General features: G+C 61.3%; 12 protein-coding genes and 1 pseudogene. 8 read left to right on the top strand and 5 right to left on the bottom strand.

Annotated elements, in window-relative coordinates:
- Positions 1-5: 5 nt before the first annotated feature.
- The 3 genes from ASD00_RS33095 to ASD00_RS33085 all read right to left on the bottom strand — a co-directional run bounded on the left by ASD00_RS33095 (position 6) and on the right by ASD00_RS33085 (position 3,365).
- Entirely contained in the window at positions 6-1,169 is a 1,164-nt protein-coding gene (locus tag ASD00_RS33095; protein WP_057211219.1) for an HPP family protein, read from the bottom strand.
- 160 nt (positions 1,170-1,329) lie between these two features.
- Entirely contained in the window at positions 1,330-2,694 is a 1,365-nt protein-coding gene (locus tag ASD00_RS33090) for a HAMP domain-containing sensor histidine kinase (RefSeq protein WP_025428703.1), read from the bottom strand.
- Complete coding sequence (locus tag ASD00_RS33085; RefSeq protein ID WP_025428704.1) at positions 2,691-3,365, bottom strand: response regulator transcription factor; 675 nt, start codon at positions 3,363-3,365, stop codon at positions 2,691-2,693. Before ASD00_RS33085 ends, ASD00_RS33090 begins: the two co-directional genes overlap by 4 nt.
- Before the next feature lie 278 nt (positions 3,366-3,643).
- On the opposite strand from ASD00_RS33085, the gene ASD00_RS33080 reads away from it, so the two are divergent.
- The 4 genes from ASD00_RS33080 to ASD00_RS33065 all read left to right on the top strand — a co-directional run bounded on the left by ASD00_RS33080 (position 3,644) and on the right by ASD00_RS33065 (position 7,602).
- Positions 3,644-5,374: a phosphoethanolamine--lipid A transferase gene (locus tag ASD00_RS33080; protein WP_025428705.1), complete on the top strand. Its 1,731-nt coding sequence runs from the start codon at positions 3,644-3,646 to the stop codon at positions 5,372-5,374.
- A 182-nt stretch (positions 5,375-5,556) separates the two neighbouring features.
- The gene (locus tag ASD00_RS33075; protein ID WP_025428706.1) at positions 5,557-5,934 is read left to right on the top strand and encodes a hypothetical protein; all 378 of its coding nucleotides are present in this window, start codon (positions 5,557-5,559) and stop codon (positions 5,932-5,934) included.
- Between the two features lie 197 nt (positions 5,935-6,131).
- Entirely contained in the window at positions 6,132-6,800 is a 669-nt protein-coding gene (locus ASD00_RS33070; RefSeq protein ID WP_025428707.1) for a metallophosphoesterase family protein, read from the top strand.
- A 127-nt stretch (positions 6,801-6,927) separates the two neighbouring features.
- Complete coding sequence (locus ASD00_RS33065) at positions 6,928-7,602, top strand: HAD family hydrolase (RefSeq protein WP_057211217.1); 675 nt, start codon at positions 6,928-6,930, stop codon at positions 7,600-7,602.
- A gap of 200 nt (positions 7,603-7,802) precedes the next feature.
- On the opposite strand, the gene ASD00_RS33060 is transcribed toward ASD00_RS33065, so the two are convergent.
- Positions 7,803-9,392, bottom strand: coding sequence for an ABC transporter substrate-binding protein (locus ASD00_RS33060; RefSeq protein ID WP_057211215.1), 1,590 nt, complete (start codon positions 9,390-9,392; stop codon positions 7,803-7,805).
- 748 nt (positions 9,393-10,140) lie between these two features.
- Here ASD00_RS33060 and ASD00_RS33055 point away from each other — a divergent pair.
- From ASD00_RS33055 to ASD00_RS33040, 4 genes are all read left to right on the top strand, one after another.
- Positions 10,141-11,169 carry an amino acid ABC transporter substrate-binding protein gene (locus tag ASD00_RS33055; RefSeq protein WP_057211213.1) on the top strand — a complete coding sequence of 343 codons (1,029 nt, stop codon included), beginning with the start codon at positions 10,141-10,143 and terminating at the stop codon, positions 11,167-11,169.
- Between the two features lie 74 nt (positions 11,170-11,243).
- On the top strand, positions 11,244-12,392 hold the full coding sequence (locus ASD00_RS33050) for an ABC transporter permease subunit (protein WP_057211210.1): 1,149 nt from the start codon (positions 11,244-11,246) through the stop codon (positions 12,390-12,392).
- A gap of 3 nt (positions 12,393-12,395) precedes the next feature.
- Positions 12,396-13,502, top strand: coding sequence for an amino acid ABC transporter permease (locus tag ASD00_RS33045; RefSeq protein WP_198956823.1), 1,107 nt, complete (start codon positions 12,396-12,398; stop codon positions 13,500-13,502).
- The gene (locus tag ASD00_RS33040; RefSeq protein WP_057211208.1) at positions 13,495-14,937 is read left to right on the top strand and encodes an amidohydrolase family protein; all 1,443 of its coding nucleotides are present in this window, start codon (positions 13,495-13,497) and stop codon (positions 14,935-14,937) included. The genes ASD00_RS33045 and ASD00_RS33040 overlap by 8 nt, the downstream gene beginning before the upstream one ends.
- Before the next feature lie 64 nt (positions 14,938-15,001).
- Here ASD00_RS33040 and ASD00_RS42185 read toward each other — a convergent pair.
- A pseudogene (locus ASD00_RS42185) lies at positions 15,002-15,204 on the bottom strand (sulfate ABC transporter ATP-binding protein); the annotation flags it as partial.

Here is a 15,204-nt window from a genome sequence, read left to right as displayed (position 1 = left end):
CGAGACTACGCGACGTCGCGCTCGTCATTTTCCAGCCTTCGCTGGAAAAGGGCGGCGATCAGATCGGATTGCGTGATGATGCCGACCAATCGGTTGTCGGCGTCGACAACAGGCATGTGGTGCAGGCCCATGTCAGCCATCGGCGGGACGAGCTTGGCGATCATCGTTTCCGGCAGTGCCGATTGGACGCGACGCGTCATGATCTCGGAAACCAGCCGTGGTGGCTTCGGGCCGAATCCGATGACGTTGCCGAGGCGCTGCCTGAGGCCGCCGTGCTGTGCCAGCATCGTATGCTTGATGAAGTCGGTCTGGGTGACGATGCCGACGAGGCCTTCTTTTTCCGTGACCACCGGCAGGGCCTTGATGTCGTGCTCGAGCAATGTCTGCCAGGCTTTGCGCAGTGAGGTTTCCGGCGTCGCCGTCGCCACGTCGCGTGACATGACTTCGCCGCAGGTGATTTCGCCCGAGCGCCGATTGAACGCGCGGATCTGCGCCTGATGAATGAGCGCATCGAGTTCGTCCGGGCTGATATCGACAACTTCGCCATATTGCGCCAGCACCGCCTGCAAATCTTCCGGCACGATGCCGAGACGCTGCATCGGCGGCGGGTCATCGGTGCGGTGCGTGTTGCCGGCGGGCGCTAGGTGCGGATAACGGCGGCCGGTGGCGTTGTTGAACAACAGCGCGACGACGAGGATGAGCGCGGAATTGATCGCGACCGGCGACAACACGAACCAGTAGCCGGCCTCATGGATCGATGTGCCGCCAAGCACGGCGGTCAGGGCGACCGCGCCGCTCGGCGGATGAAGGCAGCCGAGCAACAGCATGATGGCGATCGCAAGTCCAACGGCAACGGCCGCCGCGACCACCGGTTCCGGAATGAGAAGCGCGCAGGTGACGCCGATCAGCGACGACACGATGTTGCCGCCGAGGATGGACCAGGGCTGTGCCAGCGGACTGGACGGCGCGGCGAACAGCAGGACCGCGGAAGCGCCCATCGGCGCGATCAGCAGGGGCAGATTGGCATCGGCACCAAGTGCCAGAGTGCTGACGAGGCCGGTCAGGAGAATGCCGACAAGCGCGCCAAGCGACGCGCGCAGCCGCTCCATATGGCTGACGGGGACGAGCGATGGGATGAAACGCTTGAGATAGGCACTGGCCTTCGACATGGCAACTCGCGGGCGGCAGAATGACTAATTGCCCAGCCCAATAGCACATGACGGAGAATTGGGCAGGAAATCCACATCCAAAAAAACGCGACGGATTAAAATATATGCACGGCGCCTGCGTCGGAAGCATCGCGGGCCTGGGCCTCCCGCGTATCGGTCGTCAGGTCTGCGACCCATCCGATCGGGCGGCAGAGAAGTCGATGGTAATCTTCGTGCCTTGATCCGATGCGGTCTCGAAGGCGATCGGGGCGGCATGCAGCTCACTGATGCGCTGGACGATTTTCAAGCCGAGGCCGAGCTGTCCCGTACGCTTGATATAGCCGAGATCTTCGTGATGTTCCGGAAGATCGACGAGCCCCTTGCCGTTGTCCTCGACGCTGACGATCGCGCCAGGGCCGCAGGTCAGCACAATGCGGGTGCCCGGCGGATTATGCTTGACCGCGTTCTCGATCAGGTTGCGCAGCATGTTTTCGACGAGCGCCGGGATAACCGTGACCGCAGGCGTTCCTTCGTCGACGAATTCCAGCGATTTGTCGTGATCAAAGACAAATGGCGCGATCGCCTCTGCGAGGCTCGCACCGATCTGCGAGAGGCTGGCCGATTGATAGGCCGAAGGGTCGACGGCATCGGCCCGGGCAAGCGAGGTCAGCTGCTCGAGAATATGCGTGAGGGCATCGAGGTCACGTTCGGCATTGCGGGCGCGAGGGTCGTTGATGTGGCTGAGTTCCATTTTTGCGATCGAAACGGGGGTGCGGATCTCGTGCGCTATGGAGGAGGAGAACAGTTTCTGGGATTGGACCAGGTCGGCGACCCGCGCCAGCATGCGGTTGACGGCACTGACCAGGCGAGCGATCTCCTCGGGCATGCGGGTGAGTGGCAGCCGAGCACCGCTATCGCGGGGATCCAACCGATCTGCCGCCGCAGCCGCCATGGCCACCGGTTTCAATGCGCTGCGGATCGACCAGATCGTCGCGCCGATGACGAGGCAGAACATCAAGGTCATCGGCACGATCATGGAATCGAACATCTCGTGCAGCAGTGCGCCGTACATGAAGCCGTTCGGGTCCCTCAGGATCGCCAGTTCGACCAGGACAGTCGCCCCGGCACGCTCGAAGGTTTGTCCGCCGGCGACGCTGAACGGTTTGCCTGGTTGAATTTCGCGTTTCCAAAAATTCGGCGCGTCGATGCTCATTGGAAGAAAATGCTCGGCGCATTCCGTCGTGCAGTTTGAATAGAGCGGCGTACCCGTCTCCGTTCGGACCCTGAGGAAGATCGAGCCATCGCGATCATGGCGGTCGATATAGCGTTCCCTCAGTTCGCGATCCGGTTCGAAACTTACAACGCCGTCGCGGACGTGGATGGCACGCGAAAGAGCCTCCGTCTCCTGTTGCAGCATGAGAACGCTGAGCTTGTCGTCGTCGAACCAGTAATCTGCAAAGACGACGCCGATCTGGATTGCCATGGCGAGTAGCGAGAACGCCACGATGCGGCGGGCAACGATGCCGATCAGCGACGAGTGCTTCATAAGGCCCGCCTGAGCAGATAGCCGATCCCGCGTACGGTCTCGATCTGGATGCCGGTCTCGTAGACCTGCAGCCGTTTGCGCACCCTGGAAACGGCCAACTCCAGCGCATTGGGGCTAATCTCCTGGCCATATTCCGAAAGTGCGGTTTCCAGCCTGCGCTTCGGAACGACCCGGCCGACCTCGCGCATCAGGATTTCGATCAGCGAGCGTTCTCGCGGCGGTAGCGGTACAACAATGCCGTCACATGTCAGGTCCGCGGTTGCAGGGTCGTAGCGTAGGGCGCCTGCCTCGAGAACCGGCTGCACCGCTTGCGGATTGCGCCGCAACATCGCTCGGCAACGCGACAAGAGCTCCCGGTGATGAAAGGGCTTGACCAGATAGTCGTCGGCGCCGGCATCCAGTCCGGCAATGCGCTCATCGACCGATCCTCGCGCCGTGATGATCAAGACGGGCAGCCCCGGATATTCCTGGCGAACGCGGCGCAGCAGTGTCAGGCCGTCGCCATCCGGCAGGCCGAGGTCAAGCAGAATCAGGTCGTGTTCCTGAGCCGCGATTGCCGCTTCAGCGTCCGAAACGCTCGAAACGGCGTCGAGCCGCCAGCCCGCATCGCGCATGGTCTCTCCGACCAGTTCTACCAGTCGCGGACTGTCTTCAACCAGGAGCAGGCGCATCGAGTCGTCTCGGCATGACCATTCTTCGTTCGACCATATGGGCTTTCTCAAGGGCTGCCAACTCCCCCGCGCACGCCAACCAAAGCGGGTGCCGCAGAGGTAATGAGCAATCTTGACGGGGTTTCGACAGCTTATGGGGCGTATCTCGACAGAGCAGGGGCAGGCTGTAGTCGAACCGGCGAGCCCGCATGACGTGGCCTCCGCCTCTACTGGATGCCCGCGACAGCATCGGCCGTAAAGCAAAATCGGCCCGGCAGTCGCAGCAGGAGAAGACTGTTTTGATGGTCACGAAAATCCGCCGGCCAGAGCTCGGCAGCATTACGCTCAGTGCAATCGTCAGCGTTTATTTGCTCGCTATCACCAACAATTCCTTCTGGACGCACGCTGCGATCTACTTCGATCACTCGCGACTGTCGCTTTTGTCCTTCGGCGCCGCAATGACGCTCGCAACCTTCGCGGGTATGATGCTGGTGTCGGCCAAGTACATCATGAAGCCGGTGTTGATCTTTCTCATAGTCGCTTCCGCGGCGGCTGCCTATTTCATCGATTACTTCGGAGTAATCATCGACAAGGACATGATCGGCAACGCTGCCGTGACGACGCAGGCCGAGGCGAGCCATCTGTTGACCGGCAGCTTGGTGCTGCATCTGTTTCTCTATGCTGTCGTTCCTTCACTGTTCGTGGTCTGGGTCAAGGTACGCCACCAGCGGGTCCTGCCCAAGACAGCAACCACTCTTGCCATTGTCATTCCCTGCGTGCTCGTCAGCGGCGGGCTGATCTATTCGGATTTTGCAAGCGTTGCCTATGTCATTCGCGAGCACAAGGATCTGATGAAGCGCTTCAATCCCACCGGGCCGGTTTCCGCTGCGTTAAAATACGCATCCTCGACCTATAAGGAGCGCAATATTGCCGTGCAGCCGTTAGGCACTGACGCCCGGCAGGGTGCGCGTGTCGCCGCGGCGGGCAAGCCGGTTGTCGTGGTCGTCGTTGCCGGTGAAACCGCCAGGGCGATGAACTTCTCGCTCAACGGTTATGGCAGGGAAACCAATCCGGAGCTCAAATCTCTCGGCGCGATCAACTATACCGACACGACGAGCTGCGGCACGGCAACGGCGATCTCGCTTCCCTGCATGTTCTCGGTCTATCCGCGCAACGAGTATACGGAGTGGAAGGCCCGCTCGACCGAAAACCTCGTGAACGTTCTGACCCGCGCCGGCGTTTCTGTGTCCTGGTGGGACAATAATACCGGCAGCAAGGGCATTGCCGACCTCATCAGCTTCGCCAGCATGACGAACCAGAAGAACAGCCCGCTGTGCAACAATGGCGAATGCCTTGACGAGATTTTCCTCGGCGAACTGGACAAGAAGCTGACGGCGACCAAGTCGAACAGCGTTATCGTGCTGCACCAGCTCGGCAGCCATGGCCCATCCTACTATCTGCGTTATCCGGAAAAGTTCCGGAAGTTCAAACCGGATTGCCGCACAGCTGAGCTGATGAAATGCTCAGTCGAAGAAATCACCAACGCCTACGACAATAGCATCCTCTACACGGACCATGTGCTGGCAAGCGTTTCCCGCCTCTTGGAGAAGCATCAGAACGACATCTCTGGCGCGATGATCTACATGTCCGACCACGGCGAATCCCTTGGCGAGAACGGTATCTATCTGCACGGCGCGCCCTATGCGATCGCGCCGCGCGAGCAGACTCAGGTTCCCTTCGTCACATGGTTCTCGAAACCGTATCAGGCGGCAATGGGCGTCGACACAAGCTGCCTTGCCAAGGAGACGGATCAGCCGAAATCGCACGATAACCTGTTTCACACCGTGCTTGGCATGATGGATGTCGAGACGAAGGTCTACAATCGCGAGCTTGATGCCTTCGCCAACTGCACCCGGCAGGATCCGCCCGGCAAATCGAACGGTTCCGCCTTCCAGGCCGCCGATACGGCAAAAGACCTGCCGGCGCCGATTGTCCCGGCAACGATCATGCCGGGTGCGAAGGCGCTCTAAACGATCGGTCCGACCGCGGATCCGGTACAAATCTGATCGACCGGTGGAACAAAGCAACCATCTGCGCACTTCCCTGAATGGACACTCGTTTGCGCCACAGTGCGGCAATGCAAACGAAGGGTGGCAAAGACGCCAGCGCCAATCGGCGCCGGCGATCCATGCTTTTGCAGAGGGAGAGACTGATGCAGGTCGTCGGAATACAGGTTTCCGCTGAACGCGCCGGCAAGGCCGGCTTCACGGTCGAGTTCGTTGGCGCCGAGGGCGAGGTCGTCACGGTGACATGTCCGCAGGATGCGGAAGGATCGCTGAACAGGTTGAATGCGGTGACGAGGGCAAAGGACATTCTGTCCGCCGCGCTCGGAGCCGATGAAAAATTGCAGGATACGCCAGATCCGCGCGCAAGTGCCGCCGCGCTGCGCCCGATGCCCAATGCGCGGACTGCACATGACCGTAAAACCATGGAAGAACAACTCGACGAAGGTCTCGAAGATACCTTCCCGGCAAGCGATCCGGTCTCCATTGCCAGCTCGGCGATTGCCAAGGGAAACTCCCGCCGTTAATCAGTGGGTTCTCAGTGGTTCAAATCGAGCCCAAGATGGCGCACCATCCTTGACCGGCGCCTTGGCTGCTTTTTCGGCTTGATCATCGCTGGCCTTGCCGTGTTTCTGCCATCCATGCAGTCTATCGGCGCTCGCATCCAAGCGCCGAACATCCGTTGCGGCGTCAACCCTTTCGTCGAGTACCGGAGGACTGGCGCATGAGCGCGCAGCATCTGACCTTTGCCGTCGGCGATATCCACGGCTGTCTGACCGAGCTTCAAGCGCTCCTGAGGCAGATCGAAACCTATGCGCCCGAGGGCAGGGTGATCTTTCTTGGTGACCTGATCGACCGCGGCCCGGATAGCCGAGGCGTGATTGAATTGATCATGGCAGGGCCGCAGAAGCAGGGCTGGTCCTGGCTGACGCTCAAGGGCAATCACGAGGAAATGCTGCTCGGCGCACGCAGCGGCGAGAGCGATGTCGACTGGTGGCTGCTTAACGGCGGCAAAGAGACACTGGCATCCTACGATCACACTATTCCCGCAGCGCATTTGAAGTGGCTGATGCAGCTTCCCTCCATTATCGTCGAACCGTTTCGCATCTTCGTCCATGCGGGCGTCGATGAAACCATGCCGCTGGAGCGCCAGGGCGAGGAAATCTTCCTGTGGATCAGGCGGCCCGACAATCACTCCGGCGATTATTGGGGCAAACACCTTTGCCATGGCCACACGCCGAGCCGCTCCAATCCACGCACCGTCGGCAACCGGACCAATGTGGATTCGGCTGCCGTGTTTGGCGGCAGTCTGTCCTGCGCGATTTTTGACGATGACGTTCCGGGTGGCCCGATCGGTTTTCTGAGCACCGGGCGTGGCGCTGACCATTCGTAACTCACCGTTGCCGAAGATGATCACGGGCACACCGAATTGCGTTGTGCCCCTGATCTCCAGGCTGTAGGTGTGCCGGGACTGTCGGGCGGGCTTTCTCGCCCATCATTGCAGCTTCAGGGGATCACCGTTGGATACCGCGCCTTCATCTCTCTTTGCCAAGAACTTCGCCGCTCTCCTGTTCGATATGGATGGCACGCTGCTCAACTCGATGGCCGTCGTCGAACGCGTCTGGGGCGCCTGGGCTGTCCGGAACGGGCTCGACCCCGTCGAAATGATGAAAACGGTACATGGCGTTCGCGCCGTGGATACGATCCGCACGCTCGAACTGCCGGGCGTTGATCCGGAGCATGAGGCGCACGAACTCGCGCTCGCCGAAATCGCCGACGTCGAAGGCATCATCGAGATCGAGGGCGCTGTCGCCTTCCTCAATTCACTGCCGCCGGAGAAGTGGGCGATCGTCACATCGGCGCCGCTCGACCTTGCCGTTCGTCGCCTCGCGGCCGCAGGTATTCCCACGCCGAAGCTGATGATCACCGGCGAAGACGTGTCGGTCGGCAAGCCCCATCCCGAGGGCTATCTTTTGGCCGCCGAAAAACTTGGCGTGCGGCCGGAAGACTGCATCGTTTTCGAAGACGCTCCGGCCGGAATTCTCGCGGGCAAGGCCGCCGGCGCCGAAGTCATCGTGATCACCGGCGCGCACTCTGCCGCGGCAGACACGCCGCACCTGACGCTCGCCCGCTACAATGATATCGAGGCAGGCATTGCCGATGACGGCCTGCTGTCGCTGCGCCACCGTCGCTAGAGCGTTTCCGATTTAGACGGAACCGGACAAACGCTCTATCTGTTTGTTTTTACGCATTTCCTGACGGAAAGCGGCATCGCACTTTTCCTGGAAATGCGCTGAGCGCTGCCCTTGAAAGACGCGGGCCGCCATGGCGGTGCCTGCTCGCGACGTTGATGAAAGCCGGAGAGCCTGATCAGGGCCTCCGGCCGTCTCTTGGTTCAGGCCGTGACCCAGCACTTCGTCAAGGCATGGCCGCCCATCAGTTCGCCGTTCGGATCGTCGACCCACCCGCCGACCTTGTCGTTGGTGGCGTCGATATAGTTGTTGAACATCGGCACGATGACGCCGCCTTCGTCGCGCAGCATCATTGCGGCCTGGCGATAGATCGCCTTGCGCTTGGCCTCGTCGAGTTCGCCGCGGGCGGCGAAGATCAACTTGTCGAAGTCATCGCGCTGGAAACGCGTGTCGTTCCATTCGGCCTTCGACAGATAGGCAATCGAATAGACCTGATCCTGCGTCGGTCGGCCGGTCCAATAGGACATGCTGAAAGGCTGCTTGTTCCAGACATCCGACCAGTAGCCGTCGCCCGGTTCGCGCTTCAGGTCGATGGTGATGCCGCATTTGGCAGCGCTCATCTGGAAAAGCTGGGCGGCATCGACGGCGCCGGGGAAGGCGACGTCGGACGTGCGCAGCAGCACGGAGCCGTCGTGGCCGGATTTCTTGTAGTGGAACTTCGCCTTGTCAGGGTCGAAGACACGCTGCTCGATGTCGTTGTCGAAGAGCGGATAGCCATTGATCATCGGCGTATCGTTGCCGACGGTGCCATAACCGCCGAGAACCTTTGCCACCATCTCCTCGCGGTCGACGGCATATTTCAACGCCAGCCGCAGGTCGTTGTTGTCGAACGGCGCGGTGTTGCAATGGGCAATGAACACGTAATGCCCCTTGCCCGGCACATTTCGGATGACCACGCCGGGAAGGCGCTTGATCAGTTCGACAAGCTTCGGCTCGATGCGGTTGATCATATGCATCTGGCCGCTTTGCAGCGCCGCGGTGCGCGCGGTCGAATCGTTGATGACGACGATTTCGATCTGGTCGGCATGACCGCGTTCGGCCGATCCCCAATAGCCTTCGTGGCGCTCAGCGACGTGTTTTACGCCCGCCTCGTTCACGACAACCTTGTAAGGACCGGTGCCAATGCCGGCGGTCGGATCGTCCTTGCCGCCGTTCGGCTGGATCATCAGGTGGTAGTCGCTGACGATATAGGGCATGTCCGCATTGGGCTGCCGCAAGGTGATCACGACATTGTCGCCGTCAGCCTTGATCGTCTCGAACTCCTGCACAAAGGGCAGGGCCGCCGATTTCGAGTCTGCATCGCCGTGGCGCTCGAGCGTTGCCACCACGTCAGCCGGCGTCAAAGGCTTGCCATTGTGGAAGGTGACGTCCTTGCGGATCTTGAAGCTCCAGGTTTTTGCGTCGCTGGAGGCCTCGTAGGACTCGGCCAGGCGGTACTCGATCTCGCCGGTCGGTGCGACTTCCAGCAGTTGCTCGCCCCAGCAGCGACCGAGCGTGTATGGCACCTGGCTCGCCCATGTCGCAGGGTCGAGGCTGTTGGTCGATTCGCCGCCGACCAGGCCCGCCCGCAGCGTCCCGCCCTTGACTGGCCCCGCCGCACGGGCGGCACTGCCAAGCAATGTCTGCGCAGACGCGATCGTCACCCCGAGCGCCGCTGCCCTCCCCAAAAATTCCCGTCGTGACAGGCGGCCCGCTGCAACCTGTCGGCTCATGTATTCCAGTTCTGTTGGCATCGCTTACTCCCTCCCTCGCAAGACGCGCCCGGCATACCGGCAACGTTGCAGGATAGTGTGGGAGAAGAGACGTCTGAGATTCTCACCCGACGACAGTTCATGCCGCAGATGATGAACACAACGTCGTATTCGGCTCTGCCTTAATCCTTAAGTCCATCCGTCGCAGACGCGCGAAGCGGGCTAAGATCAACAAGCAGCGTGAGACCACCTCACGCACGAACCGTGTCTGCGCCGGGGTCCCGTCAGTTCGGCAAGCAGGATGTGATATTCGCCGGCAAGGCGGATGGAGAGCGGCCGCGGTCGGAGACACACGCACTCCTGTCGGCACTGAGATCGACGAAACCTTCGGCATTCAGGCGCACGAATGCACCGCGAACGCTGGTGCGACTGACCTTGAAATGATCGGCGATCGTGTCTTCGGATTGCTTGGTGCAGGGCTTCAGCGCGTGCTCCAGGACGGCCTGCGCAACAACCGATAGACGGACTCGCTGCGACTTGATCTCTCAGACAACGCTGTCCCCCCAAGCAAGCCGGGCGGGTCTGCAATACATGCCCCATAACCTCGATAGTGTCTCCAAACTATACGCGTCAATATTGTATACAGTAATGTTGCCATTCGTATCCGGCTATCGTATGCAATTGGTGACACGGCGGGTTGATCCGCTGTGTGCCTAGGCGGGAGGAGGCATGCGACGTGGATCGCATGACCCGCAGAGGCGGAGATTGTCGAAGTCAACGGGAGGGGAAAATGAAGAAAAGAATTCTGCAACTTTGCGCCACCGCAGCAGGCATCGTGGTCGGCCTCACGGCGTTCACCGCCAGCGCCGCCACCACGCTTGAGACAGTCAAGGCGCGCGGCAAGCTGATCTGCGGTGTCTCGATGAGCACGCCCGGGTTTGCGACGGCTGACGCCAAGGGCCACATGCAGGGTTTCGATGTGGACGTGTGCCGTGCCGTTGCGTCGGCTGTTTTCGGCGACCCGGAAAAAGTCGATTTCGTTCTGACGAACATCAACACCCGGTTCCAGGCTCTGCAGTCAGGCGAAATCGACATGCTGTCGCGCCAGACCACCCATACCTTCTCGCGCGAAGTCTCGCTCGGTCTCGATTTCGGCCCGACGGTATTCTATGACGGCCAGGGGTTGATGGTGCCGAAGTCGCTCGGTGTCAACAGCGCCAAGGAGCTGACGGACGCAGCGATCTGCACACTGCCCGGCACGACGACGGCCCAGAACCTCAGCGATTTCTTCCGCACGATCGGCGGCAAGTTCGAACTGGTTGTTTTCGAAAGCCCGGATGAAAACCGCAACGCCTTCTTCTCGGGCCGTTGCGAGGCGATCTCGTCCGACCGGTCTGACCTGGCGTCGATCCGTGCGGTTGCCAACAATCCGGACGACTATGTCGTCCTTCCCGAGACCATCTCCAAGGAGCCGCTCGCTCCGTCGGTCCGGCAGAACGATTCCAACTGGCGCGATATCGTTTCCTGGTCCGTCTGGATGCTGATGGCGGCCGAAGAGCGCGGCATCACCCAGGCCAATGTCGACGAAATGACGAAGAGCGAGGATCCGGAAATCCAGCGCATGCTCGGTGTCAACGAAGAGCTCGGCAAGATGCTCAACCTCGACAACAAGTGGGGCTACAACATCGTCAAGGGCGTCGGCAATTACGGCGAAGTGTTCGAGCGCAACCTCGGCACCAAGACCGCGCTTGGCCTGACCCGTGGGCCGAACACCCGTTGGAGCGAGGGCGGTCTGCTCTACGCACCGCCGTTCCGTTGATATTCGTCGGCCCGCGCCCTGGCGCGGGCCTTTTTCGTCTTCGACGTTCCCCTTTGCCCGGCAGACGTGTCGCCATGTCCCTGTTTTATGACGCGCGCATCCGCGCCTTCCTCTATCAAACGATCGCGATCGGCGCTGTTGTCTTCGTCGCCTGGGCGATGTTCAGCACCGCGAGCGCCAACCTTGCCAAGCAGGATATTGCCACCGGCTTCGGCTTCCTGGCGCGTCAGGCAGGTTTCGTCATCACCGAGACTGCGATCGCCTACGAGCCGACCGACACATTCGGCCGTGCCATCCTTGTCGGCATCGCCAATACCGTGAAGGTTTCGGCACTCGCCGTCTTCTTCGGTACGATCCTCGGTGTGCTCGTCGGCATCGGCAGGCTGTCGCACAATCCGGTCCTGTCGCGCCTGATGCTTGCCTATGTCGAAGCGCTGCGCAATGTGCCGCTGCTCCTCTATCTGCTGCTCTGGTATTCGCTGATCATCTCCGTTTTCCCGCCGGTAAAGCAGGCGATCGAGATGCTGCCGGGCGTGTTCCTGTCAAATAGCGGTCTGGTCATGCCGGCCATGCGATGGGCGAGCGGCTTTGAATCGCTCCTCATCGCCCTGTTCGTCGGCGCCGCTGCCGCTGTTGCGATCGAGCGCGTCCTTGCGCGTCGTCGGATTGCCACGGGCAAGGAGATGCCCGTTGCCACCATAGCGGCGCTTGCCTTCCTGCTGCCGCTGGCGGCAACACTGCTGTTCGCCGACATCTCGGTCTCGATGGATGTCCCCGAACTCGGCCGGTTCCGCCTGACCGGCGGCTATCACGTGCGCCCGGAATTCGTGGCACTGCTGATCGGCCTGACGTTGAGCGCTTCGGCAAATGTCGCCGAGATCGTGCGCGCCGGCATTCAAGCCGTCAGCAAGGGACAATGGGAGGCCGCGACGGCCCTCGGCCTGCCGCGCTCGCGCACGCTGAAACTCGTCATCCTGCCGCAGGCGCTGCGTATTATCGTGCCGCCGTTGACCAACACCTATCTCACGGTCTTCAAGAACAGCTCGCTCGCGATTGCCATCGGCTATCCGGATCTGGTGATGGTTTCCAACACCATCATGAACCAGACCGGCCAGGCCATCGAAGCCATTGCCATCTTCATGGCCGTCTATCTCGGCCTGTCCATCCTGATCTCGCTGGTGATGAACTGGTACAACGCGCGCGTTGCGCTGAGGGAGCGCTGAGCCATGGCCCAGTTCGAAGGCTTCGTTGCCGACCCGATCCTGATGGCGCCCGCCGCCCGCCCGATGGTGCGCAACCGTACCTGGCTTTCCGCCTATTTCGGAACGCCGGGCAACGCACTGATCACCATCCTTTGCCTCGGCACGATCTTCGGCCTTGCCAAGCTCGCGATCGGTTGGCTGTTCGTCGACGCGATCTTTTCCGGCACGCCGGCGGAGTGCAAGGTTTCAAGCGGCGCCTGCTGGCCGTTCCTGTCGACCAAGCTGCGCTATGTCTTCTTCGGCTTCTATCCCTTCGACGAGCAGTGGCGACCGCTCACGGCGATGCTGCTGTTTCTCGGCGCTTGCGGCGTGTCGATGGTGCCGCGCACTTGGGGCCGGGCGCTTGCGGTCACATGGATCGTGGTGATCCTGCCGACGCTTTACGCGCTGATGGCCGGTGGCCTGTTCGGGTTGACCGTCGTGCCGACCACCCAGTGGGGCGGCCTGCCGCTGTCGTTCATGCTTTCCTTCGTCGGGCTCGCCTGCGCCTTGCCGCTCGGCATTGCACTTGCGCTTGCGCGTGCTTCGAGCCTGCCGGCGATCCGCATTCTCGGCGTCGGCTTCATCGAAATCGTCCGCGGCGTACCGCTGATCAGCATCCTGTTCATGGCGACCGTCATGCTGCCGCTGTTCATGCCCGATGGTGTCACCATCGACAAACTACTGCGGGCCCAGGTGGCGATCATTCTCTTTGCCGCCGCCTACATCGCCGAAATCGTTCGCGGCGGATTGCAGGCCGTTCCCAAGGGGCAGATCGAGGCGGGCCATTCGCTCGGGCTGCATTACTGGCAGATCATGCGCAAGATCGTGCTGCCGCAAGCCCTGAAGAAGGTTATCCCGCCGCTCGTCGGTCTGTTCATCGGCTTTTTCCAGGATACGACCCTGGTGACGATTGTCGGCCTGCTCGATTTTCTCGATACCGTGCGCACCGCCATGCGCGATCCGCAATGGCAGGGCATCGCCGTGCTCGAAGGCTACGTCTTTGCTGCGGTCGTTTACTTCTTTTTCAGCGCATTAATGGGCGCTTATAGCCGTTTCCTCGAGCAATATTTCAGGACCACGCATGACTAGCAATATTCACGTCATCCGCAGGGCGCATACGGTTGTCGGCTTCGACACCGAGACGAAAAGCCATGTCTATCTCAACGACGTCGACGTCGCCTATGACGATACCGGTTTCGTCCATGTCGGAGGACATTATGACGGCGCCTTTGCCAGCGAAACCTCCGGTGCCGACCGGATGGTGATGCCGGGTTTCGTCAATGTGCATTGCCACTCCGGCGAGGAACCGATCTCCAAGGGCATCTTCGAAGACGCGGGTACGGCAGCACTTTGGGGCAACGCCCTCTACGAGTATTCCAACCTGCTGGAAATCGACGATGGCGCGATCGAGGCGTCGTTGACCGTGATGCTCGGCGACCTCATGCGTAGCGGCGTCACCACGCTGCTGGACATTGCCGGGCCGCATGAAAGCTGGCTGCCGACCTTGGCGCGAAGCGGTGCTCGCGCCTTCGTCGCTCCAGGCTTCCGCGAAGCGCAATGGCATGTCGAAGACAGCCATCGCCTTGATTTCATCTGGGACAAGGCTCGAGGCCGCGAGGCTTTCGCCCGGGCGCTTGATGTCCTCGACACTGCCGCAGCCCATCCCTCCGGACGCCTTGGCGGGGTGGTGGCGCCATCGCAGATCGAGACCTGCTCGGCCGAATTGCTGCAAGACGCGGCCGCAGAGGCGCGCAAGCGCGGCATGCCGATCACCATCCACTCCGCCCAGACCATGGCGGAACATGAGGAAATGCTGCGCCGGACTGGCCTGACCGCGGTGCAGTATCTGGAAAGCCTGGGGATCCTCGGCGACAACCTGATCCTTGGCCATTGCATCTTCCTCGACAGCCATTCCTGGACGCGCCAGCGCACCGATATCGATCTCGGCCTGCTGGCAGAGCGGCGCACGACGGTCGCCCATTGCCCGGTGACGTTCTCGCGCAGCGGCATGGCGCTGGAATCGGTCGGGCGCTATCGCCGCGCCGGCGTCAACGTCGCCCTCGGGACTGACAGCTATCCCTTCAACATGCTTGAAGAAATGCGCCAGGCGATGATCTGTGCGAGGCTTTCGGGCAAATCCGTGTTCGACGTATCGACCGCGGATATTCTCGATACGGCAACGCTTGCGGGCGCCCGCGCGCTTGGCCGTGACGATATCGGCCGGATTGCCGTCGGCGCAAAAGCCGACTTTCTCATCGTTGACCTGAAACACCACGCGATGCAGCCGGTTTACGACCCCTTGCGCAATCTGCTGCATTGCGCGGCAGAGCGCGCTATCGAGGAAGTCTATGTCGATGGACAATGCGTCGTGCGCCATGGGCGCGCGACCAAAATCGACTACGACGGAGCCGTGGCGCTGCTACAGGACGCGCAGAATTACGCGTGCCGCAAGGCGCCTGAGAATGATCCCAAGAAGCGGCCAATGCGCGACTTGGCGCCGTTGTCGCTGCCCGTCCCTTCCTAGAACACGACGCGGGCGGTAATCATTGATCCAAAGAGCGCCGGCTAGGGCTGGCGCTCTTGCAAGGTCAGGCTTGCGCGACCAGTCGCGGTTTTTCGGTGGCGGCTTCGTCCCGTTTCGACTTCGCGACGGGCTGCCCCTCCCTGAACAACTTCCACTTTGTCGGGCGGAATGCGACCCTTGCGCGGTCCTGTGTTGTGGTGCGTTCGGGTGGCAGTTCGATTTCGGCATGCGGATGGTTGCGGCCGAGGTCGAGTTCGAGATGGCGGG

Origin of the sequence: Ensifer sp. Root31, from assembly GCF_001424825.1 — a bacterium.
GTDB lineage: Bacteria > Pseudomonadota > Alphaproteobacteria > Rhizobiales > Rhizobiaceae > Ensifer > Ensifer canadensis.
The sequence above is the reverse complement of the archived record's forward strand: the minus strand, read 5'-3'. Positions and strand labels throughout refer to the sequence as shown.